Source organism: Mesorhizobium sp. M0243, assembly GCF_040321775.1.
Classification (GTDB): domain Bacteria; phylum Pseudomonadota; class Alphaproteobacteria; order Rhizobiales; family Rhizobiaceae; genus Mesorhizobium.
This window is the reverse complement of record NZ_JAMYSF010000049.1, coordinates 1-21,749: the sequence shown is the minus strand read 5'-3', so window position 1 is coordinate 21,749 and position 21,749 is coordinate 1. Positions and strand designations below refer to the sequence as shown.

The 21,749-nt window shown below is 60.6% G+C and carries 26 protein-coding genes, 1 tRNA gene and 1 pseudogene; 15 read left to right on the top strand and 13 right to left on the bottom strand.

Annotated elements, in window-relative coordinates; genetic code table 11:
- Nucleotides 1–131: 131 nt before the first annotated feature.
- Both NKJ11_RS32740 and NKJ11_RS32735 read right to left on the bottom strand, forming a co-directional pair.
- A complete protein-coding gene (locus tag NKJ11_RS32740; RefSeq protein WP_352795110.1) occupies nt 132–347 on the bottom strand; it encodes a hypothetical protein in 216 nt (71 codons plus the stop codon).
- 213 nt (nt 348–560) lie between these two features.
- On the bottom strand, nt 561–728 hold the full coding sequence (locus tag NKJ11_RS32735; RefSeq protein ID WP_352795109.1) for a hypothetical protein: 168 nt from the start codon (nt 726–728) through the stop codon (nt 561–563).
- Nucleotides 729–883: 155 nt separating this feature from the next.
- On the opposite strand from NKJ11_RS32735, the gene NKJ11_RS32730 reads away from it, so the two are divergent.
- Nucleotides 884–959 (top strand) — tRNA-Thr (locus NKJ11_RS32730).
- Between the two features lie 226 nt (nt 960–1,185).
- Here the strand turns inward: NKJ11_RS32730 and NKJ11_RS32725 are convergent.
- Nucleotides 1,186–1,593 (bottom strand): response regulator, encoded by a 408-nt coding sequence (locus tag NKJ11_RS32725; RefSeq protein WP_352581501.1) that lies wholly within the window; start codon nt 1,591–1,593, stop codon nt 1,186–1,188.
- A 74-nt stretch (nt 1,594–1,667) separates the two neighbouring features.
- Here NKJ11_RS32725 and NKJ11_RS32720 point away from each other — a divergent pair, with 74 nt between their 5' ends.
- From NKJ11_RS32720 to NKJ11_RS32710, 3 genes are all read left to right on the top strand, one after another.
- Nucleotides 1,668–1,946, top strand: a complete 279-nt coding sequence (locus NKJ11_RS32720) for a hypothetical protein (protein ID WP_352581502.1) — start codon at nt 1,668–1,670, stop codon at nt 1,944–1,946.
- A 168-nt stretch (nt 1,947–2,114) separates the two neighbouring features.
- Nucleotides 2,115–2,840, top strand: coding sequence for a Crp/Fnr family transcriptional regulator (locus tag NKJ11_RS32715; RefSeq protein ID WP_352581503.1), 726 nt, complete (start codon nt 2,115–2,117; stop codon nt 2,838–2,840).
- Nucleotides 2,841–2,849: 9 nt separating this feature from the next.
- On the top strand, nt 2,850–3,089 hold the full coding sequence (locus NKJ11_RS32710) for a DUF6894 family protein (protein ID WP_127291335.1): 240 nt from the start codon (nt 2,850–2,852) through the stop codon (nt 3,087–3,089).
- Between the two features lie 226 nt (nt 3,090–3,315).
- On the opposite strand, the gene NKJ11_RS32705 is transcribed toward NKJ11_RS32710, so the two are convergent.
- Complete coding sequence (locus tag NKJ11_RS32705; protein ID WP_352719943.1) at nt 3,316–3,555, bottom strand: hypothetical protein; 240 nt, start codon at nt 3,553–3,555, stop codon at nt 3,316–3,318.
- Nucleotides 3,556–4,104: 549 nt separating this feature from the next.
- Between NKJ11_RS32705 and NKJ11_RS32700 the strand changes: the two genes are divergently transcribed.
- Nucleotides 4,105–4,527, top strand: a complete 423-nt coding sequence (locus tag NKJ11_RS32700; RefSeq protein ID WP_352795108.1) for a DUF983 domain-containing protein — start codon at nt 4,105–4,107, stop codon at nt 4,525–4,527.
- On the opposite strand, the gene NKJ11_RS32695 is transcribed toward NKJ11_RS32700, so the two are convergent.
- Nucleotides 4,434–4,703: a DUF1515 family protein gene (locus tag NKJ11_RS32695; RefSeq protein ID WP_352795107.1), complete on the bottom strand. Its 270-nt coding sequence runs from the start codon at nt 4,701–4,703 to the stop codon at nt 4,434–4,436. The two genes, NKJ11_RS32700 and NKJ11_RS32695, sit on opposite strands and share 94 nt — an antisense overlap.
- 224 nt (nt 4,704–4,927) lie before the next feature.
- On the opposite strand from NKJ11_RS32695, the gene NKJ11_RS32690 reads away from it, so the two are divergent.
- On the top strand, nt 4,928–5,311 hold the full coding sequence (locus NKJ11_RS32690) for a hypothetical protein (protein WP_352795106.1): 384 nt from the start codon (nt 4,928–4,930) through the stop codon (nt 5,309–5,311).
- A 271-nt stretch (nt 5,312–5,582) separates the two neighbouring features.
- A pseudogene (locus NKJ11_RS32685) lies at nt 5,583–5,836 on the top strand (helix-turn-helix domain-containing protein); the annotation flags it as partial.
- A 243-nt stretch (nt 5,837–6,079) separates the two neighbouring features.
- Here NKJ11_RS32685 and NKJ11_RS32680 read toward each other — a convergent pair.
- Nucleotides 6,080–6,307 carry a hypothetical protein gene (locus NKJ11_RS32680; protein ID WP_352795105.1) on the bottom strand — a complete coding sequence of 76 codons (228 nt, stop codon included), beginning with the start codon at nt 6,305–6,307 and terminating at the stop codon, nt 6,080–6,082.
- Between the two features lie 859 nt (nt 6,308–7,166).
- Here NKJ11_RS32680 and NKJ11_RS32675 point away from each other — a divergent pair.
- Complete coding sequence (locus tag NKJ11_RS32675) at nt 7,167–7,466, top strand: DUF1236 domain-containing protein (RefSeq protein ID WP_352795111.1); 300 nt, start codon at nt 7,167–7,169, stop codon at nt 7,464–7,466.
- A 437-nt stretch (nt 7,467–7,903) separates the two neighbouring features.
- On the opposite strand, the gene NKJ11_RS32670 is transcribed toward NKJ11_RS32675, so the two are convergent.
- Together NKJ11_RS32670 and NKJ11_RS32665 are read right to left on the bottom strand one after the other, a co-directional pair.
- Nucleotides 7,904–8,473 (bottom strand): DUF2569 family protein, encoded by a 570-nt coding sequence (locus NKJ11_RS32670; RefSeq protein ID WP_352795104.1) that lies wholly within the window; start codon nt 8,471–8,473, stop codon nt 7,904–7,906.
- A gap of 124 nt (nt 8,474–8,597) precedes the next feature.
- Nucleotides 8,598–9,212: a TetR/AcrR family transcriptional regulator gene (locus tag NKJ11_RS32665; RefSeq protein ID WP_352679425.1), complete on the bottom strand. Its 615-nt coding sequence runs from the start codon at nt 9,210–9,212 to the stop codon at nt 8,598–8,600.
- 91 nt (nt 9,213–9,303) lie between these two features.
- Here NKJ11_RS32665 and NKJ11_RS32660 point away from each other — a divergent pair, with 91 nt between their 5' ends.
- Genes NKJ11_RS32660 through NKJ11_RS32640 form a run of 5 tightly spaced genes read left to right on the top strand, consistent with a single transcriptional unit; the run spans nt 9,304 to nt 13,856 of the window.
- Nucleotides 9,304–10,383 carry a polyamine ABC transporter substrate-binding protein gene (locus NKJ11_RS32660; RefSeq protein ID WP_352795103.1) on the top strand — a complete coding sequence of 360 codons (1,080 nt, stop codon included), beginning with the start codon at nt 9,304–9,306 and terminating at the stop codon, nt 10,381–10,383.
- A 13-nt stretch (nt 10,384–10,396) separates the two neighbouring features.
- Nucleotides 10,397–11,251: an ABC transporter permease gene (locus NKJ11_RS32655; RefSeq protein ID WP_128305855.1), complete on the top strand. Its 855-nt coding sequence runs from the start codon at nt 10,397–10,399 to the stop codon at nt 11,249–11,251.
- A gap of 1 nt (nt 11,252) precedes the next feature.
- Nucleotides 11,253–12,035 (top strand): ABC transporter permease, encoded by a 783-nt coding sequence (locus tag NKJ11_RS32650; RefSeq protein WP_352439947.1) that lies wholly within the window; start codon nt 11,253–11,255, stop codon nt 12,033–12,035.
- On the top strand, nt 12,032–13,096 hold the full coding sequence (locus tag NKJ11_RS32645; RefSeq protein ID WP_352439946.1) for an ABC transporter ATP-binding protein: 1,065 nt from the start codon (nt 12,032–12,034) through the stop codon (nt 13,094–13,096). Before NKJ11_RS32650 ends, NKJ11_RS32645 begins: the two co-directional genes overlap by 4 nt.
- Nucleotide 13,097: 1 nt before the next feature.
- Complete coding sequence (locus tag NKJ11_RS32640) at nt 13,098–13,856, top strand: MBL fold metallo-hydrolase (protein ID WP_352795102.1); 759 nt, start codon at nt 13,098–13,100, stop codon at nt 13,854–13,856.
- Nucleotides 13,857–13,862: 6 nt separating this feature from the next.
- On the opposite strand, the gene NKJ11_RS32635 is transcribed toward NKJ11_RS32640, so the two are convergent.
- The 4 genes from NKJ11_RS32635 to NKJ11_RS32620 all read right to left on the bottom strand — a co-directional run bounded on the left by NKJ11_RS32635 (nt 13,863) and on the right by NKJ11_RS32620 (nt 17,928).
- Complete coding sequence (locus NKJ11_RS32635) at nt 13,863–14,564, bottom strand: TetR/AcrR family transcriptional regulator (RefSeq protein WP_352751394.1); 702 nt, start codon at nt 14,562–14,564, stop codon at nt 13,863–13,865.
- A gap of 140 nt (nt 14,565–14,704) precedes the next feature.
- Nucleotides 14,705–16,132, bottom strand: coding sequence for an amidase (locus NKJ11_RS32630; RefSeq protein WP_352679408.1), 1,428 nt, complete (start codon nt 16,130–16,132; stop codon nt 14,705–14,707).
- A gap of 88 nt (nt 16,133–16,220) precedes the next feature.
- Nucleotides 16,221–17,255, bottom strand: a complete 1,035-nt coding sequence (locus NKJ11_RS32625; RefSeq protein WP_128305861.1) for an extracellular solute-binding protein — start codon at nt 17,253–17,255, stop codon at nt 16,221–16,223.
- A 508-nt stretch (nt 17,256–17,763) separates the two neighbouring features.
- On the bottom strand, nt 17,764–17,928 hold the full coding sequence (locus tag NKJ11_RS32620) for a hypothetical protein (protein WP_164748845.1): 165 nt from the start codon (nt 17,926–17,928) through the stop codon (nt 17,764–17,766).
- Nucleotides 17,929–18,210: 282 nt separating this feature from the next.
- Here NKJ11_RS32620 and NKJ11_RS32615 point away from each other — a divergent pair, with 282 nt between their 5' ends.
- Together NKJ11_RS32615 and NKJ11_RS32610 are read left to right on the top strand one after the other, a co-directional pair.
- Nucleotides 18,211–18,984: an NAD kinase gene (locus NKJ11_RS32615; RefSeq protein ID WP_023812117.1), complete on the top strand. Its 774-nt coding sequence runs from the start codon at nt 18,211–18,213 to the stop codon at nt 18,982–18,984.
- A gap of 202 nt (nt 18,985–19,186) precedes the next feature.
- On the top strand, nt 19,187–20,776 hold the full coding sequence (locus NKJ11_RS32610; RefSeq protein ID WP_352439940.1) for a DEAD/DEAH box helicase: 1,590 nt from the start codon (nt 19,187–19,189) through the stop codon (nt 20,774–20,776).
- Between the two features lie 73 nt (nt 20,777–20,849).
- Here NKJ11_RS32610 and NKJ11_RS32605 read toward each other — a convergent pair whose 3' ends face one another.
- A complete protein-coding gene (locus tag NKJ11_RS32605) occupies nt 20,850–21,455 on the bottom strand; it encodes a hypothetical protein (protein ID WP_352629451.1) in 606 nt (201 codons plus the stop codon).
- Nucleotides 21,456–21,749 lie beyond the last annotated feature (294 nt).

Below are 21,749 nucleotides of genomic sequence, written 5' to 3'. Positions count from 1 at the left end.
AAAACACGGGGGCGATCATGCCCCCGTGTCGTCAAAAAGCTACCAGCCAAATATCCTGTCAGAACACTGAAGGTGCCTAAGTGAACTGCATTACGGCCGAAGCCGCCCTTTTGGAAGAATGGGTCCCTCCATCAAAGGAAAATGATCACCCTGCCATGCCTGTGGTGATGGTTGTGGTGATGGTTGTAGTGCTTCCACCAGTACTTCTTGAAGTGCTTCTTGTGATGGTTGTAGTTGTGGTGATGGCCGTGCATGCCGTGGGCTGACGACGTGCCGACAGTGCCGGCGAGCGCGCCGGTGGCGACGAAGATGGCGACGAGGCCTGAGGTAACAGTGCGCTTGAACATGATGATCTCCTGGATCTTTTGATCGAGGCGACCCATTCGCCTCTAACCATCAGTCGGCGCGGCGCGGCAAAAGGTTCGAAAGGCTTGGAGATTTTTTGTGGAGCGCCATTGGCGCAAACGAGCAACGACGGCAAGGACACCAATGAACCGTCGCCCCCTATTCCCCTATTCCCCTATTCCCCTATTCCCCTATTCCCCTATTCCCCTATTTCCTCACCCCATCCCCGTGACATGGCGCAGCCAGAAGGCCATCGCGATGAAGCCGATGATGGTGGTGACGCCGGTCCAGTCGACATTGGCCTTCTTCACATCGCTGATGATCTTCACCAGCAGCATCCAGGCCACGAAGATGATCGGGAGAATGATGACTAATCTGATCATGCGACACCTCTGCGCAAAGCGATTGCACCTTCCCCAGATGTAGGAAGCAATCTAGGGCTTTTCAGGATGCCCTCGCCGACGGGCCACGCGGCATGCCAGGAAAAAACGGAGTTTTGTCTTTACTGGCGCAACAAATATGCTAACCGGAGCGCCGTGCCCTTGTAGCTCAGCTGGTAGAGCAGCGGTTTTGTAAACCGAAGGTCGGCGGTTCGATTCCGTCCGGGGGCACCAGCACAGTGCGAATGGCAGCGCCGCGCGGCCGCGTGCAACCATTGATCGCTTTCTGCATTGTTACCCGCATAACGAGCGGAGATAGCAACAATGTGGATCTTGGCGGCTGTTTGTATTGGGTTCGCGTTAGCCTTGTCTCTGGGGTGGGCTATGGGGCTTTCGAAGTAGGTGCACATAGTGATCCGCCCACTGAAGCAGTATTCGCCTTCCAATACGCCGACTTGCTCTAATGAGAGGGTTCGCCTCCGTTCGCTGCTGTTGGGTGTTGCTGATTGAGCAGTGTCGACAGCGCCGTAATAATCTGGGGGAGGAAGAATGGCTTGACGATCATCACGCTGTCTGGGACGCCTTCAGACCCCCACAAATCCGCACTATTGCCGCTGATGTAGACCACAGGTAGGCTTGAGTTGCCTCGCCTTACATGCCTGGCTATTTCCCACCCAGATTCTCCTGAGCCGAGGCGAATGTCCGTAAGGAGGCCGGCGAACTTGCTTGGATCCTCATCAAACGCCTCCACGGCGGCTTCGGCATTCGGCACTCCTACGACGAGAAAGCCAGCTTCCTGCAAAGCTGTTTCAAGGTCGAGCAGGATCAGGGGTTCGTCTTCGACGACCAGAATAGCAATGTCGCTCATGAGGCCCCCTACATCGGCCAAAGCAACGGCGGGACAGAACTTTAGTTCCATCTAAAGGGTAACTTGGATGTGATATGGCTTGGTATGAAACCAACCTACGCCTCGCTTTTGACCCGCCTATGAACGCCATTGACACCGTGCTGAATGACCTGGAGCTAGCACGTGCCCTGCGCGCCAGCCTTGCGCATGAGCGGGCCCGAATGCGTGCGCTGCTCGACGATATTGCTCATGTTCGCATGGAAGTCAGAGACGCCGCCGCAATCCGGTTTCATGTGCGTTCTTCACCCGACGACAAAAAGTTCTTACGGTTTGAAGAGGCCAGCGCGCCGTGTCTCTTCCCGCCCGCAACATAGCAGCGGAGCCATTGTACGAATCGTACCCAACGGCTGGTTAGACGTTTAAATGTAGCCTTTGATCGATTTCAGGAGGATAAATCTCCATCGCCTGCTAACTTTTTGGGCGCAGGCGACTGAGAGATAGCTGAGGTGCGGTGCTCTTGCCCCAAACTGGGAGGCGAGAGCGTGGCTCAGCTTCATCAACCACACATCCGTAATCGGCTACTGACGTCTTTGTCGCCAGATGACTTCGCGCTCATCGCGCCGCATCTCGAACCGGTCACGTTGGGGGCCCGCGAACACTTGTTCAAAGCGGAGCAGCAGATCACGCATGTAACCTTCCCGGAACGAGGGATTGCCTCGATTGTCGCCGACACCGAGGAAGGACGGTTTGAGGTAGGCATGGTCGGATCAGAGGGCCTCGCGGGAATTTCTGTCGTGCTCGGCGTCGACCGCACGCCTCACACCTGCATGGTTCAGGCTGCGGGTGAAGCATTCCGTATCGGGGCGGTCGAGCTTCAGGCGGCGATGGACCACAGCGCCACGCTGCGCGAGCTTCTTCTTCGCTTCGTGCATACCTTCATCGTGCAAGTCAGTCAGACCGCGTATGCCAATGCTGGCTACTCCATCGAGGAGCGGCTGGCGCGCTGGCTGCTTATGACCCATGATCGGCTGGAACAGGACGACATGCCTGTAACGCATGAGTTCATGAGCATCATGCTGGGCGCGCGTCGCCCCGGTGTGACCCTTGCGGTGCAGATGCTGGAGGGCGTCGGTGCGATCAAGAACACGCGTGGTCAGATCCTGCTGAAGGATCGCGCCAAGCTGGAATCGATCGCAGGACAGGCCTATGGTTATGCCGAGAGGGAATACTCGAACGTGTTCCAGTTCCCCATCAAGCGAGAGCAATGAGAGGGGCACTTGCGCTACTTCATGAACGTGCGCTGCCGGGGAAGGCTAATCCCCGACCACGAGGGCGACGAACTGGCCGATGACAGCGCCGTGCACGGCCATGCATTGGCGAACGCGCGTGATCTCGTTTTCAACACTCGCATGGACACGATGCGCAGTTGGTTCGACTGCAGCTTCGAAGTCACGGACGAGAGCGGCAGAACGGTGCTCGTGATGCCGTTCAGCGAGGTGGTTGAGGATCGGTTCTGAACTGCCACCCGCTGCCCCATTCACGGCAGCAGCGGGCGTGTCCAAGGAGGACGTGCCGGGAGGGCGGTCCCTGCCAAGCCATAACCATTAGCATTACCTGATGTTCCATCAAGTAGGCCCGGACCGCTTGGGTGAGTACCGATGCGGGTCCGACCAAGGTTGCTTTTCTTCGATCAGCAGCGCGGGGCGCGCTGCCGCTAAGAACCCCTAAATCATCGGGCAGCCCTCATGTCCCTTCATTGGTAAGCGGTCTCGGCCGCACAATGTTCAAATCAAACTTGGTTGGCAGGTCGGGTCTCGTATTGTGAATGGCGGTGGTCGTCATTCGATGGACGGGCGGGATGATTACCATCCGGACGTTTCGTTCAGGCCAGAGCGGCTTTCCGAAGATCAGGAACGCGACTGCTATCAGGACGGCGACCAACCCCGCTGCAAATGCGTTCGCAATGATCTGGCCAAGCTGCATGCGCTCTCCGTGAATGATTACCCGCCACGCCAAGCGAGCCGTGGCGGGTAATCAACGAACCGGCGATGAAGGGACGATGATCGACGGCCACGTTCCAAATGTCGAAAAGGCTGTGTTGTTTCAGGGGTCAGACCTTTGCGCCTCGGCATCGGGCTTTAGTCGGACCCAAACAAGGCCTTGGCGGTTGCGTCATTGGCAGAGGGTTGGCGTAGCAGCGTCAACGCGAAGGCCCGTCACTGATCAGCAATGACGGGCCCTGCCTCAAGACCACTTGGCCGGGGGGCTAAGCCAAGCTAACAACCAGACTTCATTTTCAGAACCAGGTTCCCTTGACCAAAAATCGGAGTTTCAGTGGGGCCGCCCCCACTTCCGGGCAGAGGCGGACCGGCCGGGGCTTGGGTGCCTCGACCGGCAGCGGGCAAGCTGCCGCTTTTTCCAACCCGCATTGGCAGTTCGTCGAGCTCCCGCCTCCTGTCCTGGATGACATCGCGCTAAGGGCGCCCATCCACAGCGGACCGGAACTATGCCGAGTCTGCCGCGTTGCCGGTCATGACTGACTACAACGAAACCACAAACCCGATCCTGACCGGTTTCAAGGGCCAGTGCCCACGGTGTCAGCAGGGACACCTGTTCGCAGGTTACCTGAAGCTTGCTCCACGTTGTGATGTCTGTGGGCTCGATTTTTCCTTTGCCGACCCGGCTGATGGGCCTGCATTTTTCTCAATGTCGATAATTGCATTCCCGGCCCTTGCCTTTGCTCTTTGGCTTCAGTTGCGGTTCGAGCCACCTTTCTGGATACACATTCTCACAAGCCTGCCCCTGACCATCGGGGCATGCATATTGTTGCTTCGACCCCTTAAAGGCTGGCTCGTGTGTTCTCAATATTTCCACAAGGCAGCAGAAGGTTCGATTGACCGAGATTGGCATGCCGCTGAGGCCGACCGCCAAAGGTTGGAGCCGCACGGTAAATAGATGAGGCATTGGCCCCTGCCGCGTGATATCAAACACCCGCCCCGCAGCACGCGCCACATATCCGCCCAATAGGCTGTGACAAGCGAGGCCGGCGCCGCCGCAGCCATGCCAGTGACGCCCAAGGCCCCCAGGCCCATCAACTTCCAACGGGTGACCTCGGCAGTTACCGGCTTCACGCCCGTAATATCCCGTTGAGCTTGGTAACAGCGGATTCCATGAGCGAGCGCGAATGCACGTCTTGTTTGAACAGCTTACTCACGCCCGAATGCTCGTTAGAGACGCCGCCGCGATCCGCGCCCATCTGCGCGCGGCCCTTGCGTATCAAACCGTACGTTGAATCCTTCTTGGGTCACGCGTGAGAAGAGAGTAAATAAATCCCTTCGCAGCAAGGGAGGCCGCGATGGTTGAAACGCATATGGAAGTCGCACGCGCGGCTATCGAAACCAGCTTTCGGTTGCGGCACCATTCCCTGGCCGGAACTGCCTCATTTCGCCGGGATATGGATCACTCCCGACGCGCAATCGAGGCATCACGCGAACTGCTCACGCGCCTTCGCCAACGTCACCGCGATGAAATGGCCCAGGGGTGGGAAGATCCGGGCCCGACTCCTGCTTCCGTCTCCGCCTTCGATGCTGATATTCTTCGCTCTGCATTTCGAGCCCTGGTCAGGGATATGAGCGTGCCTGAATGTCAATGGCGCGATTTGGCTGAGAGCTTGGTCCGCGAATATGTCGGGTGCGAGCAGATCGACGTTGGCCTGTTGGATTGGATCACCCACAAGTAGTCACCAACGCAAAACAGCCCGTCCCGCCCACATTGCCGGTGACACGAAACGGGCTGCGGAAGCCGGCATGCGGTGCTTCCTGCAATCCAACTTTGTGTGCGCACGGTTGTTCCGTCAGCTTCTGCTGAAAGCGGGTACATTCTGCTGCCGTGGCCATTCGACAGTCGCTGGTAGAGTAGACCCGCCGCTCCATTTGCGAAGCGACGGGCTCTCGCCCACCCCATACCTGTCAGAGCAATTTAGATGCCAAACTTATTGACCCGTTATGGGGCAGCGTTTGGCGCGATGGCTTCTAATGTGTGACGATCGGGTCCACGGCGAACGCCTTGCGGTCACCCATGAGTTTCTCGCCGTCATGCTTGGAGCAAGCCAGGGGTTACAGTTGGGCTGCAAGTGCTGGAAGGACGTGGTCTCATCTATTCTCGACGTGGCGAAGTGCATATCAGGCGTGGCGGCCTTGCGGGCCGCGCAAATGGCACCTACGGCAAGCCAGAAGCCGATTACGTTCGGCTATTTGGATTATAGCGCCCTCTAAGAATGCCGGACGTAGACCACTACAATAGAGTGCTTCCAGACAACTGCGTCCGGCGCCAGCAAAACAGCCCGTCCCGCCCACATTGCCGGTGACACGAAACGGGCTGCGGAAGCCGTGATGCGATGCCTGCGATCCAACTTTGGACGCGCCGGGATATTCCGTAAGCTTATGCTGAAATGGCGGGAACATTGTACTGCTGCAGTCAGCTACCGCGACACCGAAACAATCGTCGTTCATATCCCGTGGATCAGTACAAGGTAGATCGCCGGGACTAACATCAACCAGCCGCCCATTCCAAGAACCACCAAAATGGCCATGCGCTCTGTTCGCCTGACAAGGTCGGCAATGTTTTCCTCGTCCGGCAAACAGACGGCGTCCACAAACCCGGGCGCATGATCATCATTGTCATTTCCCGGTTGGTTTGCGCTGCCACTCTCATTCGATCTCTGGGCCAATGTCATTGTTATCGTTCACCAAAGGAATCTAACCGGCCCGTTCTCGGCGCGTGAGCCGGAACGGGCCAAGGCGGAAAACTACCTAAAATCGAAGCACGACCGAAGGACCGCGTCGGCGGTAGCACCGGACGCGACGGCGGCCATGCCGCCAGTAACTGCGGCAGACCCGTCTCCAACCCCGCCGGCGGCGGTGGGGACGGTGGTGCCAGTCCCGATGGTAGACTTGCTGCACTTCTGCCTGTGCATCTTCGTCAAAGGCTCCTGTTTGTGGCGTCTCAAGTTCATCGAGGATGCCGCGTCCGGCTCCTGGAACACCCGCCATTGCGTCAGTTGGGCGGACAGTGCTTGCAAGGGCCGCTGCCCCGGCAACACCAAACATTGCAGTCAAGAAGGATCGCCGATCCATAATAAACCTCCCAAGGTGCATGAGCTAAGAACGCGCCTAGGCTGCCGAATGAGCAGGCCCAGCGCATGGTGAAATTCAGGACCCGCAGCCGCCGAAGCGGCTCACGGGCCCTATCAGCGCAGGAAGGGACGTAGCTGCGCCGATCCACGCCATATCAGCGAAGGACTATTCCCATCACCAGGAAGGTGATGGCTGTTGCGAAAATCGGTGCGAGCAACCATCGCGCCTGGCCGACACTTTTTTCCACTGTTTCTCTCCGAATTTGGAGAGACAACAACCTTTAGGCCTAAGCCGTTCCGCCTACTCCCAACGGGTAAGACCATTGCGTTTTCCAATCAGACTTTGGTCCTGCGCAGATTCAGACAGAAGCCCGTATGAGGAACGTTTGGCCTGGCGACGTGTTCGGTGGCTGGCGCGCAGCCGATCGTGCTGCCGCCAGGTTACAAGAGGAGAAAAACAATGAGGATGCACCTAAGCAGCGCCGCTGCGGCGCTCTTGCTGTTGGCCAGCGTCGGCGCGGTTGCGGCACAGGATGTGGTTATCACATCGGAACAGGACACCGTTGTGCGCGAATATGTGAAGAAGCAGCCCTTGGCTTCTGTGAAGCTTCCAGGGGTGGAGTTGAATGTCGGCACGGCTCTGCCAGACACCGTCGAACTCCACGAGGTTCCCAACGTCAAATACCGCTATACTGTGGTCGACAACCGAACGGTTTTGGTGGACCCGAGCACACGCAAAATTGTGAAAGTCTACGACTGAACCATCGAACCGGACACGCCCGCCGGCAGGAATGGCGGCGGGTTGAGCTCGTCAAATCGCCCCTGAATCGGACAAATAAAATGATGAGCCCTGAAGTCGAGACGTTGCAAGCCCTTGTGGCGCGCCTGGCTGATCTTCAGGCGAGAGCGCGGGCAACACGTATAAACGAGGCCGAAATAAAGACCTCCCAAAAGCTCGTCACGGAGGACGGTTGCGGTCGGCCGGCTCGGGATCTGGCCGCTCAAGGTTCGACGACGACATAGTGGTGCGCGAGGTCACCCCAACCCCCACAAGAATCCGGTTCTGCCTGCCGATCACCGCGCGCAGTTCGGGTTCTCCCCCTCGCGCTTCACGGATTCGATGAACATCATGTTCATGTTGTTGAACATCAGTTCGCCGAGCCCGTGATGCTCCAAATATTCCAAGTTTGCTGTCTTTTATGACACGCTCGCGACCTGGGTGGATGCCCCAACCCCGGTGAACGTGTTCCGGACCCTGACGGACTTGTAGACGTAGGCGACCCAGAGCCCTGTCAGCACAAACGAGACTATGGGGGCCACCAGCGCGTCGCCTGCGAGCACCAGGCTCACCGGAACGCCCAGAGCTGACGCAACCCAGATCGTGTCCAGGATGAAAACGACAGGGATCGCCAGCCACTGGAGCAGAAACAATTGCGGAAAGCGGCGGCTTCGCCGCAACATCGAAACGAGCACGACCAGCTGAAGCGCCAGAAATGCCAGATTGAGGGCAACCTCGCCATACACCGCCAGGGGTCCGTTCGGGAGGGTCATGAGTTGCTGGTAGCCGTCGGCCGAATTGGCGAAGTCGGCGAGTGTGCGCAGCGGTGACAATGTCTGACCGATAGCCAGCAGCATCAGCCAGCCGCCGAAGCCCACAAGAGCCTCAGGGTTCTGTGATGGCTTCGCGGCCGATCGAACCGCAAAGAAAACAGGCACGCCGATCAACAGCAGCAGTATCGCCCAATGCCAGATGGAAAACGCCCCCATTTACCCCTCCCCCGTTTTTGCTCCTATAAGTTGTATCAGGTTTTAAATTCAACTCAAGAGCCGACCTGCATCTGAAACCAGGTCTTATGCGGAAGCAACGCTTTCTCCTGCCCTTTCCTGCCACTCACACCGCAATCGCCGCCACCAGAATCCTGTTCTGCCTCCGTACCGCCGCCCGCAATTCCGCAATCCTCGCCGCGTCGCGCTTCACGAATTCGATGAACATCATGTTCATATTGTTGAAGATCAGTTCGCCGAGCGCCGCCCCGTCTATGTCCTGCCGCACAAGGCCGAGCGCTTGCAGGCGGACGATCAGGGCGCGGATCTGTTCCGTTAGCGCGCGGTCGAGCGCGGTGTAGGCTTGGCCGAACGGGCTATCGGGCAGTTGCGTTGAGATCGCCATCGCCTGCCGCCACATCTCCTTGCTGAGATAGTGCAGCGAGTGCTCGATATAGATGCCGATCAGCGTGTCCAGCGCATCCCCGACATTGGCCGGCGGCCGGGCGACGACGCCCTGACCGGCATTCAGCACCTCGTTGACCTCCAGCGAGACGATGGCGCCGAGGATGTCGCCCTTGTTTTCATAGTAATTGTAGATGGTGCCGACCGAGACCGCGGCCTGGGCGGCGATCGCCTCGATCTTGGCGCCTTCGTAGCCGGCCTCGCGAAACAATTCCGCGGCCGCCTCGATGATGCGTCGGTGCCGGTCTGCCTTTTGCCTTGCCCGCAATCCGCTCATGTCAGCCTCTTGCCATAAAAACAGAATTGACTCAATTTTAGAATTGGTTCAATTTTTTGCAAGAAGCCACAAAGGCAAGGGAGAACACTCGATGTCACACACAGCCAGCAATCCTCTTTCCATCCTGAAAACTCATTTGCGCGCGGCGACCGCAGCCGCGGCACTGCTGCTTTCGACGGGCGCGCAAGCCGCCGACCTCAACGCGCTGATCTGGTGCGATCATGCCGATCCGGCATTGCTGCAGCCGTTCGAGGAGGCCAATGGCGTCAAGGTCAACGTCAAGGAGTTCGAGGGCACCGGCGCTGGGCTGGCCATCGTCGAACAGTCGCAGCCGGGTGACTGGGACGTGATGGTGATTGACAGCATCGACGTGCCGCGCGGTGTCGAAAAGGGCCTGTTCGAGCCGCTGCCGGAAGACAAACTGCCGTTGGCCGACCTGTTTGCGCAGGTGAAGATGGACGGCTCCACCGTCGTCGGCGGCAAGCGCTACGGCATCACCGAAAAGTTCGGCTACAACACGATCGGCTACAACAAGACCAAGGTTGACCCCGCCGACATGCAGTCGATGGCAGCACTCACCGGCGACAAGTACAAGGGCAAGGTCGCCATCTACGACTACTACCTGCCGGTCATCGGCATGGCCGCGCTCGCGATCGGCAAGAAGACGGCCGAGCTCACCGAAGCCGACCTGCCTGCCCTCAAGGAAGAGCTCTTGAAGATGAAGGCCAATGCCAAACTGGTCGGCGAAGTGACCGCCAGCCAGACGGCGCTGGCGACCGGCGAGGTCGACATACTGGTCGGCGGCGGCGAATGGGTGACGGCGGGCCTGGCCAAGGAAAACCCGGCGCTCGACTTCTCCATCCCCAAGGAGGGTGCGGTGCTGTGGTCGCAGTCGCTGGCCATGTTCAAGGATTCCAAGAACAAGGACATGGCGCTGAAGTTCATCCAGTACATTATGAGCCCGGAAGGCCAGGCGCGGCTTGCCACCTCGTCCTGCTACTGGGGCATGCCGGCCAACACCAAGGCGGCGCTGACCGACGACCAGAAGAAGGTGCTGCGCTTCGACGAACAGCCGGGCTTCCTTGCCCGCGCCCAGGCCTATCCGGCGCCGAGTGCCGATCTCGACAAGAAGATGCAGGACATGTGGACCGAAATGCTGCAGGCGAAATGAGCCGATACCGCTCATGAGCAGCTCGGCAAATAACCCCCTGCCCCGGGCGGCCCTGCCCTGGGCGCTGGTCACGCCGGCGCTCGGCTGGACGCTGCTGTTCTTCGTGCTGCCCTTCATCGCCATGGGGTTTTCCAGCCTGACGGCGCATGAGGGCGGCGGTTTCACGGCGTCCAACTACAGCCAGTTCTTCACCAATCCGTCCTACTGGCAGGCGATGGTGAACTCGCTGCAGGTCACCGCCATCGTCACCGTGATCTCCGTGCTGCTCGCCTATCCCTTTGCCTGGATTCTCGCCGAACAGGTGCCGGAACGCTGGCAGCGGCTGGCGCTGATGCTGGCGGTGCTGCCGTTCTGGACCTCCTATGTCGTGCGCTCCTACTCCTGGCTGCTGGTGCTGGCGCAGAATGGCGTGCTCAACCGGGCGCTCACCGGCTCCGGCCTGTTCAGCGAGCCGCTGCAACTCGCCAACACTCGTTTCGCCACCGTCACCGGCTTCGTGCATTTCTTCGTCATGCTGTTGACGCTGACGATCTTCGCCAATCTCAAGCAACTCAGCCCGAGCTACCGCAAGGCAGCCGCCGATCTCGGCGCCGGGCCGGTGCGCACCTTCCTGCATGTCGTGCTGCCGCTGACCTTGCCCGGCATCATGGTCGGCGCCTTCCTGACCTTCGTGCTGTGCATCGGCGACTACATCACGCCGCAGATCCTGGGTGGCAACAACGAGCTGCTGATGCCGCAGCTGGTGATGATGCAGATCGGCCGGCGCGGCGACTTTCCGCTGGCCTCGGCGCTGTCGATCATCCTGATGGCGGTGGTCACCATTGCCTACCTCGCCTGCGCCCGCTGGCTGAAGATCGAGCGGGCCTGAGATGCGCAGGATTGTCCGCATCGCCTCCTGGCTCTACGCCGTCCTGATCTACGGCTTCATCTTCCTGCCGGTGATCGTGCTGGTGCTGTTTTCACTGCAGGCGACGTCGTTTCCGATCCCGCCCTTCACCGGCCCATCGCTGCGCTGGTACGACGCGGTGCTCTCCGACGTCAGGCTGACCTCGGCGCTGGTCAATTCGCTGCTGGTGGCGTCCATCTCGTCGCTCGCCGCCGCCACGCTCGGTTTCCTATCCGCCTGGGGCTTTGCCCGTTTCGTCCTGCCGGGCTCCGGCCTGCTGCGCGGGCTGATCACGCTGCCGCTGACGGTCAGCTATCTCATCATCGGCATGGGGCTGCTGGTGCTGTTCAACTGGGCCGGCTTGCCGAAATCGCTGCTTGCGGCAGGGATCGGCCATGTCGTGATCAACCTGCCGCTGTGCTTTGCCATCATCTACAGCCAGATGGGCGACCACCAGATCAACATCGAACGCGCCGCGCGCGACCTCGGCGCGCCGGAATGGAAGGTGCTGCTGTTGATCACCGTGCCGGTCATGGCGCCGGCCATCTTCGCCGGCTTCTTCCTGTCGATGACCTTCTCCTGGGACGAGTTCGTGATCTCCTTCCTGCTCACCCGCTTCGACACCACGCTGCCGGTCGAAATCTGGAACCTGCTGCGTTCCGGCCTCAACCCGAAGACCAACGCCGTCGGCTCGCTGGTTTTCGCCGTTTCCATCGTGCTGGTCGTGCTGTTCGAATTGACATTGCTGCGCAGGAGAAAGGCATGACTGCGCCTTTGGTCGATATTCGCTCCGTCTCGCATCGCTTCGGCCAGCATACGGTGCTGAAGGACGTTTCGCTGCAGATCGAGCCCGGCAGCTACACGATCCTGCTCGGGCCCTCGGGCTCCGGCAAGACGACGCTGCTGTCCATTCTGGGCGGCTTCGTCACGCCCAGCGAAGGCAAGGTGTTCATCCGTGGCGAGGACTGCACGTCCGTGCCGCCGGCCAAGCGCCCGACGACGACGGTGTTCCAGGACTATGCGCTGTTCCCGCATATGAGCGTTGGCAGCAATGTCGGCTTCGGCCTGCGCATGCAGGGGGTCGATGGCGCGACGCGGGCGGCAAAGGCGCGCGCGGCGCTGGCCCTGGTTGGTCTCGCCGCTGCTTTCGACAAGAAACCGCACCAGCTTTCCGGCGGCCAGCGGCAGCGCGTGGCTCTGGCGCGGGCGCTGGTGATCGAGCCGGCGGTGCTTCTGCTCGACGAGCCGCTCGGCGCGCTCGATCTCAAATTACGCCGGCAGATGCAGGACGAGTTGAAAGCAATCCAGAAGCGCGTCGGCACCGCCTTCATCCACGTCACCCACGACCAGGAAGAAGCGATGGCGCTGGCCGACCATTGCGTGGTGATGAATGACGGGCGCATCGAGGACGAAGGCCCGCCCGAGCGCGTCTACGCACGGCCGGCGACACGCTTTTCGGCGACCTTCATGGGCGAAAGCACGATCCTTGCCGGCACGGTCACGGAGGCCGGGGACCGGACAGGCACTGTCGCGACGCCGGTCGGGCCGGTCTCGGTACCCGGCGCCTTGCCGGTGGGCTCTGGCGTTGTGCTGGCCATACGACCGGAGCATCTTGTGCTCGGCACGGCTGCAGGCAGCGTCAAACTCGGTACTGCCAGAGTGAGCGACATCGTTTTCCAGGGCAGCTTCAAACGCGTGCTCGCCGTCTCCGTCGAAGACCCGTCGCTTCACTTCATCGCCAGGCTGCCCGCGATAGCTACCGTCCGGCCGGGCGACACGGTTGCCGTTTCGTGCGATACCGACCAGATCATTCTGCTGACGGATTGAAATGGGCACGCTCGCGGTCATCGAGGCACCAGACTGGTACGAGACCATCCGCATGAGCGATGGCGTGACCTTGATCCACGAGCCATGGATAAAACCGTTCTTCCGCTGCAACATGTGGCATGTGCGCGGCCGCGACCGCGATCTCCTCTTCGACACTGGGCTCGGCCATTTCAGCCTTCGGCGTCATGTGCCGCTGGTCAGCGAGCGCAAGCTGATTTGCGTCGCCAGCCATACGCATTTCGACCATATCGGCTGCCATCACGAATTTGCGGACCGCTGCGTACACGCCGCCGAGGCCGACATCCTCGCCGATCCGCGCAACGAATGGACGGCAGCCGGCACCTATGCGACCGACGAGATGTTCGATCGCATGCCGCAAGGCTGGGACACGGCGCGCTACGGCATTTTACCCGCACCCGCCGGCCGTCTGCTCGACCATGGCGATATCGTCGATCTCGGCGACCGGGCCTTCGAGGTGATCCACACGCCCGGCCATTCACCCGGCGGCATCGCGCTTTACGAAAACAGGACGGGCATCCTGTTATCCGGCGACATCATCTATGACGGCCCGCTGATCGACGACGTCTACCACTCGGTTGTCGGTGACTATGTCGCCACGCTGCTGTGTATGCGCGACCTCGATGTCTCGGTGGTGCATGGCGGCCATTTCCCCAGCTTCGGCAAGGTGCGCTACCGCCAGCTTGTCGACGAGTATCTGGAACAGAAGCGGCAGGCAGGCTGCCATCTGCGGCAGCCCTGAAAGCGGTTAGCGCATCAGTTCGAAATGCCGCGGAAACGCCTGATGCAGCAGGAGCAGCATGGTCTTGCGCAGCACGTTGGTGTCACGGCTGGACGGATTGAGATGATCCCAATACCAGGCGCCATGAACCAGATAGTTCAGGCTCTCCGACAGCGTGTCGATGTCGACGCCGGTATAACCGCCGCTGCGCGAAATCTCGATCAGCAGCTCGCGCGCCTCGGCGGTGTAGGCGAGATCGCTCGGAAGGCCGATCTCGTCGTAGATCTGCATGCTCTTGCGGTCGCTGGAGAACACGACAAAGACCGAAACCCATTTCGGGTGCTGGCGGGCGAAACGTTGCGCGCAATCGACCGCGCCCAGGGCCCGCTCAACCGGAGACAGGCCGGGCGCCCGCACCAACGTCACCCACAGCTCGTCATAGCGATCGCTGAGATACTGCAGGACGGCGCGAAACAGGTTCTCCTTGCTGCGAAAATGGAAGACGACCAGGGCATTGGACGAGCCGACATGTTCGGCGATGCGCTGCATGGTGACGCTTGCCAGCCCCTCCTCCGCGATGAGCTCGATGGTGGCGTCGATGATCCGCTGCACGCTGGCTTCGCCGCGTTCGCGCCGACGGTCCTTGGGCGGCGCGGCATCGTTTGCCGCACTTCCATTCTTCGCCATTGCGCCTTTGCGTTTTGCCGCCGCGGCCTTTTGTTGCGCCATCTTCGTCCAGCTCCTTTCGGACCTTCTGGCGGCGATCACCGGCGCCGCCACGGATCCGTCTATTCGAGATGTCCGGCGTCGGCTCACCACAACCGAGACCGCGGATCAACCACCATCGCGGCAAAAGCCGCAGCGCCCTGTTATAGCGACGGACGCGTTTCGGCGTTTGTGTACCACTGCCCCTTGGCCGTCTCATAGGCCATGGCCGCGCGGAAAACATCGGCATCGCAATAGGTGCGGCCGACGATCTGGATGCCTGTCGGCACGCCGCTTGCCGCCCGGCCCGAAGGGATGGACAGAACCGGACAACGGCTCATCATGTTGAACGGCGTCGTCATCACCCATCCCAATGACGGGTTCACCTGCTTGCCGTTGATCTCGACCGTACCCGTGGTCTGATCGAATTCCGCCGGCACGGAGGGAAGCGCGTTGGTCGGGCAGACCAGCACATCATAGGTCTCCAGCAACGGCCCCAGCGTCTGGTACATCCTGGCCGCCACGTCCAGGGTTCCGACAAAGTCCGTCGCCTTCGACCTTTGCCCGTCCTCGGCGAACTGCCTGGCATAGCTCGTCATGTCCTTGCCGTGCTTCTTGAGCAACTGCGACAGCGATGCGCCGAACAGATGCTCCAGATAGGCCATGCCCGCCCTGAGCACTTCGTCGCCCCAGCCCAGATCGACTTCCTCGACCGTGGCGCCAAGGGAGCGGAACACATCGCAGGCGGCAAGCGTGTTCTTGCGCACATCGGGATCCACTTCGAAAGAACCAAGGTCCATCGAGAAAGCAATCTTCCAGCCCTTGATCGGCTTGTAGTCGAGCGGCAGCCGCAGTTTCGGGCGCAGCGTAGCGATGTCAAGCGGGCTTGGTCCGGCCATCACATTCTGCAGCAGGATCGCATCTCCGACGTTTCGCGCCAGCGGTCCAGTGTGGCAATAAAAATCGAGGTTGAACGGCGGCTCGTCCGGATTGCGCCCGTAAGGCGGCTTGAAGCCGACGAGACCGCAGGCCGACGCGGGAATGCGGATCGACCCGGCAATGTCGGAACCGGTGGCGATCGACGACGTGCCGGACGCCAGCGTTGCCGCCGCACCGCCGGACGAACCGCCGGGCGTGAAATCCGGGTTCCACGGATTGCGCGTCACGCCCCAGCGTTTCGACCAGGTGTAGCCGGCGCAGCTGAATTCAGGCGTCGCCGTGCGGGCATGGACAATGCCTCCGGCCTTGATGATGCGCTCGTTCATCGTCGAGGTATGGCCGCCTATCGCATCCCCAGACAGCAGCGAGCCATGCGAGGTCGGCTTGCCCTTGATGTAGCTCTCGTCCTTGATGCCGATCGGCAACCCCTCGAGCGCCCCGGTCCGGGCGCCCCTGGCGTATTTCGCCTCGGCCTTCCCAGCCAGGTCCATCGCCTCGTCGAAATGCGTGAAGGTGAAGCAGTTGATCGTCGCCTTGGTTGCCTCTGCGCGGCGGATGGTGGCCTGCATCAGTTCGACAGGCGAAAGCTTCTTCGCCTTGAACAGCCGCAGCGCCTCGCCGGCCGGCATGTAGCAAAGGTCGAGATCGGTCATGGGAAGTCTCCTGCGATCTGCGCATCGCGTTTGGCATGGACGGGAGATGACCGCGCCGCGTGCAGCGGCGCGGAAAACGCGGGTCAGGTCATTTCTGCAGGTCGGTCCAGATCTTCGTGTAGAGCGCCTGCACATCCGGCGGGCAGGCCTGCATGAACTGGCCCTTGGTGGCGAACTCAGCGGGGATGTTCACTTCCGGCGCGGTCTTCATGTCGTCGGGCATGAAGGCTTCCGAGCCCTTGATGCCGTTCGAATAACGCGCAAAGGCTGAGATCAGCGCCGCATTCTGCGGATCCATGATGAAGTTCTGGAACAGCTTGGCGTTGTCGATATTCTTGGCGTCCTTGAGGACAGCGACATTGTCCATCCAGATCGGATAGCCTTCCTTGGGATAGCCATAGACGATCTTGTCGTTCTCAAGCCGCTCGCGCAGCGATATGCCGTTCCAGTTGACGCCCGCGGCGATGTCGCCCCTGCCCAGGCCATCGACGGCCGCATAATCGAGCGAAAGCCATTTCGCCTTCGCCTCCACCAGCTTGTCATGCACCTTCTTCAGCATCTGCATGTCGCTGCTGCAATATTTGCCACCCTCGTAGGCGATGGCGAGGAACATGATGTCACCCATTTCGGGTACGACATTGATCTTGCCGACGAGTTCGGGGGGTGGGTCGAGGAAGATCGCCGATGTGTTCGGGTCGCCGGCATAAACCGACTTGTTCACCGAAATGCCGGTCGTGCCCCACTGCCATGGAACGGTATATTTACGGCCTGGATCGAATGGAACATCGACCCATCTGGGATCGACGTTTTTGAAGTTTTCCATCTTGTTGGGATCGGTCTCCAAGAGCAGACCTTCGCTGATCCAGACCGGCACGACGCTCGCCGAGGGCACGACGATGTCATAGCCGGAGGCGCCCTGCCGGACCTTGGCCAAGGCGGTGTCGTTGGAATCATAGTCGGTGACGGTGACCTTGACCTTGTAGGTCTCTTCGAACTTCTTGATCAGGTCGGGGCTGGTGTAGTTGCCCCAATTGTAGATGTTGAGCTCGCCTTCGGCACGGGCCACGCCCGTGACAGTCAGCAACGACAGGCCGATGGCCGTCGCGGTCAGTTTCCAGTTCATGCTGCATGCTCCCATTGTTGGGACCGGCGGCACTACGGCCCCAAGTCCGTTTCCTGCTGACGAAAAGATGGCCGCGACAATGCCGATCGACGGCACGAGAAAGGCCGTCGACATCGCATTTGCGGCGCGCCGGCAACGGCAAGCCGCATGGCAGTCAAGATATTCCCCCCTTTATTGTGGCCATTCACCGGCTGGAACCCGGCTGTCCAACTCAATTCTCGACCTCAGGAATAACTATGACTAAACATACAGTCAATATCTTATCGTGGATACGGCCATGGCTCGCCCATTGATGCGCCCGATGCGGTGGTGACTCAGTGAGCAGCCAGGAAAGAGGTTTAGCCGCGATGCCGGACGCGTCAGGCCGTTGAGGCCGAAATGCTCGCGGCCGCAATTCGCGGTGGCCGACCGGCCACTGCTTTTAAGGAGAGAAACTGCCGCGCGATGTCGCGCACCGAAGCGGCCGCCAATGCCGCCGGTCATCCGAAAGGATGATCAGGTTACAGCGCTACAGCGCCCTTTGCGGGCATGGCGCTCCGGCTGCATCGCCACAGCGCGACGCCGTGGGCTGCGGCCGGAAGCTCGTCTCTTCGGACTGGCGCACCAGTTCGGCAAAGAGCAGCGCGAAGCTTCCCAGCATCAGAAAGACGATGATCAGGCGTGTTACCGGCAATATGTCGGCCTCGACTGGCTAGCCCCCACGCCACCCATCCACTGCCGGCTAACATGACCGATCCGGCTTTACGAGACTTTAAGGCCGGTCTTAACCATCACATTCGCGTAGCCTTTGACATGATACGCGAACGGCAAGCCCGCATCCGCCGTCCTGCGGCCGCCTTGCCATCCGGCATGGGTCGCATCCGGGATGACAGCTCCCTTTGCAGACGTACCCCGCCCATGCTACCCCGGCGCTGGCGCGGCCCTGCCGCTGCCAATCGGTCGTCATCGGGGAGCCATGAGCAAAGCCGCCAGCCGCATCGCCTTCGTCTCGTCCGACACCGCTGACGCCAAGACGGCGCTGGAAAGCCTGTCGGCGCGCTATGGCCAGTCTTCCGTCGAGGAGGCCGGGATCGTCGTTGCCCTTGGGGGTGACGGCTTCCTGCTGCAGACCCTGCGCGACACGATGGGGACCGGCAAGAAGGTCTACGGCATGAACCGCGGCACCATCGGCTTCCTGATGAACGAGTATCGTTCCGGTGGCCTGACGGAGCGTCTCGAAGCCGCCGTCGCCGAGACGATCCGCCCGCTGGAGATGCTGGCCGTGACCTCGGAAGGCGAAACGATTTCGGCACTGGCGATCAACGAGGTGGCGCTGTGGCGTCAATCGTACCAGACGGCCAAGATCCGCATCACCGTCGACGAACAGGTACGGCTTGAGGAACTGAACTGCGACGGCGTCATGATCGCAACCCCGGCCGGGTCCACCGCCTACAATCTTTCGGCGCACGGACCGATCCTGCCGCTCGACGCGCCGCTGCTGGCGCTGACCCCGGTCAGCCCGTTTCGCCCGCGCCGCTGGCGCGGCGCGCTGCTCTCCAACAAGGCGACCGTACGCTTCGACATCCGCGAGCCGGAAAAGCGGCCGGTGAACGCCGCCGCCGACCATACCGAGGTCAAGGCGGTGACCTCGGTAACGGTGCGAGAATCACCCACGGCGACAGCAACGTTGTTGTTCGATCCCAATCATTCCTGGAACGAGCGTATTCTCGCCGAACAGTTCCGCTATTGAGCCGGCGCTGCGGCCGACAGGTCGATTAAGCATCCCGATTAAGGTTACAACTTCACAATCGTGCCATTGCTGCCCGTTTCTGTTGACAAATCGAGGGCTTGCTCCTAATTGCAATACCAATCTTGCAGGCGCGTGGCGCTTGCCGCGACAGACGCCATTAGACGCCGTTGCGCTTCCCCGAACCAGCCAAAGACAACAACACTTGTCCTCAGACACCACGACCGCTCAAGAAGCGTTGACCTTCGCAGACCTCGGCCTGTCGCCGAAGGTCCTTTCCGCAGTCACCGACGCCGGCTATACCCAGCCGACGCCGATCCAGGCTGGTGCGATCCCACACGCCTTGCTCGGCAAGGATATTCTGGGCATCGCCCAGACCGGCACTGGCAAGACGGCTTCCTTCGTGCTGCCGATGCTGACCCGCCTCGAAAACGGCCGAGCCCGCGCCCGTATGCCGCGCACGCTGATCCTGGAGCCGACGCGCGAACTCGCCGCGCAGGTCGAAGAGAATTTCATCCGATACGGCAAGAACCACAAGCTCAACATCGCGCTCTTGATCGGCGGTGTCTCATTCGACGAACAGAACAAGAAGCTGGAGCGCGGCGTCGACGTGCTGATCGCGACGCCCGGCCGCCTGCTCGACCACCGCGAGCGCGGCAAGCTGTTGCTCAACGGTGTCGAGATCCTCGTCATCGACGAAGCAGACCGCATGCTCGACATGGGCTTCATCCCCGATATCGAGCGCATCTGCGAGATGATCCCGTTCACCAGGCAGACGCTGTTCTTCTCGGCGACGATGCCGCCGGAAATCACCAAGCTGACCGAGAAATTCCTGCACGCGCCGGTGCGCGTCGAGGTCTCGAAGGCAGCATCCGCGGCGACCAACATTATCCAGCGGCTGGTCAAATCAGGCTCCAAGCCATGGGACAAGCGCGAGACGCTGCGCAATCTGATCAAGGCCGAAGACGCGGAGCTGAAGAACGCCATCATCTTCTGCAACCGCAAGGTTGAAGTGGCGGAGCTGTTCCGCTCGCTGCTGAAATATGATTTCGACGCCGGTGCGCTGCATGGTGACATGGACCAGCGCGCGCGCATGCAGATGCTGGCCAATTTCCGCGACGGCAAGCTGCGCTACCTCGTCGCTTCCGACGTCGCCGCGCGCGGCTTGGACATCCCCGATGTCAGCCACGTCTTCAACTATGACGTGCCGATCCACGCCGAGGACTATGTCCACCGTATCGGCCGTACCGGCCGCGCCGGACGCTCCGGAAAATCCTTCACCATCGCGACCAAATCGGACACCAAATACATCGATGCCATCGAACGTCTGATCGGCAACAAGATCGAGTGGCATGACGGCGACTTGTCGACGGTTGTTGCCAGCGAAGGCGGCGAGGATGATGCTCCGCGCCGTGGCAAGGGCGCACCGCGCCGCGCCGGCCGCAAGGACGACGATCGCGGCAGGGAAAAGGGCGGCGAGCGCAAACCGCGCGAACGCCACGCCAAGCGCAGCGAAGACACGGCACCGGAAACAGTCCGCGAGGATCAGCCGGTGGCCGAGGCCGCAGCCGCCGACGTCGGCGAACGGCGCTCGCGCAAGGAAGCGATCCGTTCGGAAAACACCGAGCGCAAATCATCCGATCGCAATGAACAGCGCGCACCGGAACGCGGCGACACGAGGCCGCAGCGCGACAACAGCCGCCCTGCCCGCCAACGACACCAGGAAGACAACGATTCCACCGTCGGCTTCGGCGATGACATGCCGGCCTTCATGCGGATCGTCGCCAAGGTCTGATTCCCGACCGCTTCAAAGGCAAGCCAGCCATCCGGCTTGTCTTCTCGGCAAAGGTTCCTGCCTGACTCGCCCGTTACATCGGCCCAGGCATCATCTTGGTCGGTTTTTCCAGCATCGGAAACTCGGCCTTGTTGCATTTCACGTTCGGATTCGTCGGACTGAACATGCCGTTCGGATTGTCCCCGAGCCAGGCATGCAGGTCGTAGTGGACGAACTCCTTCGGGATGAGAGGGTAGTGCCCCTCCATAGGCCCCATGAAGGTCTGGCCAAACAGCTTCGGGGGTTCCTTGATGTCCGGCGTCAGAGGCACCAGCCATTCCACGCCCACCAGCCGCAAGCCCTTCTTGGTCGGTTCATAGATCAGCACATTGGGGTGCATCGGGTCGAGCTTCTGGCCGACACTCGGGACATTGACGAAGTGGATACCCATGGCGCCCTTCGGGTAGTCCATCGCACCCGCTATCTTTTCTCCGCTGTAGTAGACGCAGCCGACCGTCGACAGATAGAGGTCGCGGACGGCGACGGTGTAATCGTCATATTTGGCGAGCGATTTTTTCAAGGCTTCGATGTCGGCCTTGTTGGCGTCCTCGGCCCGAGCCGAAGCAACGTTCAGCCACGCGCCCACCAAACCTGTCAAAACGAGGACGCCGCAGCGCCCAAGGCTGGCTGTTCTTGTCATGCATTCCTCCCAGATTTCTGATCTGGCCGTGCAAGACCGAGGCGGAAAAATGCTGATTGCGCGGCCAGTGACACCGCCTCATCCCCTCAGGAACAGCGATGATGCTATTCCTTTCCATAGCTGCGGGAAAGCTATATTTTAGCAATGGCTAATCCAACAACGCCAGTATCCGTGCAAACAAAAACGGCCCCCCATGGGATAATGCAGTTCACTTAGGCACCTTCAGTGTTCTGACAGGATATTTGGCTGGTAGCTTTTTGACGACACGGGGGCATGATCGCCCCCGTGTTTTTG

What these genes read in the sequence shown, in the direction of transcription:
- NKJ11_RS32740 (WP_352795110.1), bottom strand. Translation starts at nt 347, where the DNA reads ATGTTCAAGCGCACTGTTACCTCAGGCCTCGTCGCCATCTTCGTCGCC.
- NKJ11_RS32735 (WP_352795109.1), bottom strand. Translation starts at nt 728, where the DNA reads ATGATCAGATTAGTCATCATTCTCCCGATCATCTTCGTGGCCTGGATG.
- NKJ11_RS32725 (WP_352581501.1), bottom strand. Translation starts at nt 1,593, where the DNA reads ATGAGCGACATTGCTATTCTGGTCGTCGAAGACGAACCCCTGATCCTG.
- NKJ11_RS32720 (WP_352581502.1), top strand. Translation starts at nt 1,668, where the DNA reads ATGGCTTGGTATGAAACCAACCTACGCCTCGCTTTTGACCCGCCTATG.
- NKJ11_RS32705 (WP_352719943.1), bottom strand. Translation starts at nt 3,555, where the DNA reads ATGCAGCTTGGCCAGATCATTGCGAACGCATTTGCAGCGGGGTTGGTC.
- NKJ11_RS32700 (WP_352795108.1), top strand. Translation starts at nt 4,105, where the DNA reads ATGACTGACTACAACGAAACCACAAACCCGATCCTGACCGGTTTCAAG.
- NKJ11_RS32690 (WP_352795106.1), top strand. Translation starts at nt 4,928, where the DNA reads ATGGTTGAAACGCATATGGAAGTCGCACGCGCGGCTATCGAAACCAGC.
- NKJ11_RS32680 (WP_352795105.1), bottom strand. Translation starts at nt 6,307, where the DNA reads ATGACATTGGCCCAGAGATCGAATGAGAGTGGCAGCGCAAACCAACCG.
- NKJ11_RS32675 (WP_352795111.1), top strand. Translation starts at nt 7,167, where the DNA reads ATGAGGATGCACCTAAGCAGCGCCGCTGCGGCGCTCTTGCTGTTGGCC.
- NKJ11_RS32670 (WP_352795104.1), bottom strand. Translation starts at nt 8,473, where the DNA reads ATGGGGGCGTTTTCCATCTGGCATTGGGCGATACTGCTGCTGTTGATC.
- NKJ11_RS32665 (WP_352679425.1), bottom strand. Translation starts at nt 9,212, where the DNA reads ATGAGCGGATTGCGGGCAAGGCAAAAGGCAGACCGGCACCGACGCATC.
- NKJ11_RS32660 (WP_352795103.1), top strand. Translation starts at nt 9,304, where the DNA reads ATGTCACACACAGCCAGCAATCCTCTTTCCATCCTGAAAACTCATTTG.
- NKJ11_RS32655 (WP_128305855.1), top strand. Translation starts at nt 10,397, where the DNA reads ATGAGCAGCTCGGCAAATAACCCCCTGCCCCGGGCGGCCCTGCCCTGG.
- NKJ11_RS32650 (WP_352439947.1), top strand. Translation starts at nt 11,253, where the DNA reads ATGCGCAGGATTGTCCGCATCGCCTCCTGGCTCTACGCCGTCCTGATC.
- NKJ11_RS32645 (WP_352439946.1), top strand. Translation starts at nt 12,032, where the DNA reads ATGACTGCGCCTTTGGTCGATATTCGCTCCGTCTCGCATCGCTTCGGC.
- NKJ11_RS32640 (WP_352795102.1), top strand. Translation starts at nt 13,098, where the DNA reads ATGGGCACGCTCGCGGTCATCGAGGCACCAGACTGGTACGAGACCATC.
- NKJ11_RS32635 (WP_352751394.1), bottom strand. Translation starts at nt 14,564, where the DNA reads ATGGCGCAACAAAAGGCCGCGGCGGCAAAACGCAAAGGCGCAATGGCG.
- NKJ11_RS32630 (WP_352679408.1), bottom strand. Translation starts at nt 16,132, where the DNA reads ATGACCGATCTCGACCTTTGCTACATGCCGGCCGGCGAGGCGCTGCGG.
- NKJ11_RS32625 (WP_128305861.1), bottom strand. Translation starts at nt 17,255, where the DNA reads ATGAACTGGAAACTGACCGCGACGGCCATCGGCCTGTCGTTGCTGACT.
- NKJ11_RS32615 (WP_023812117.1), top strand. Translation starts at nt 18,211, where the DNA reads ATGAGCAAAGCCGCCAGCCGCATCGCCTTCGTCTCGTCCGACACCGCT.
- NKJ11_RS32605 (WP_352629451.1), bottom strand. Translation starts at nt 21,455, where the DNA reads ATGACAAGAACAGCCAGCCTTGGGCGCTGCGGCGTCCTCGTTTTGACA.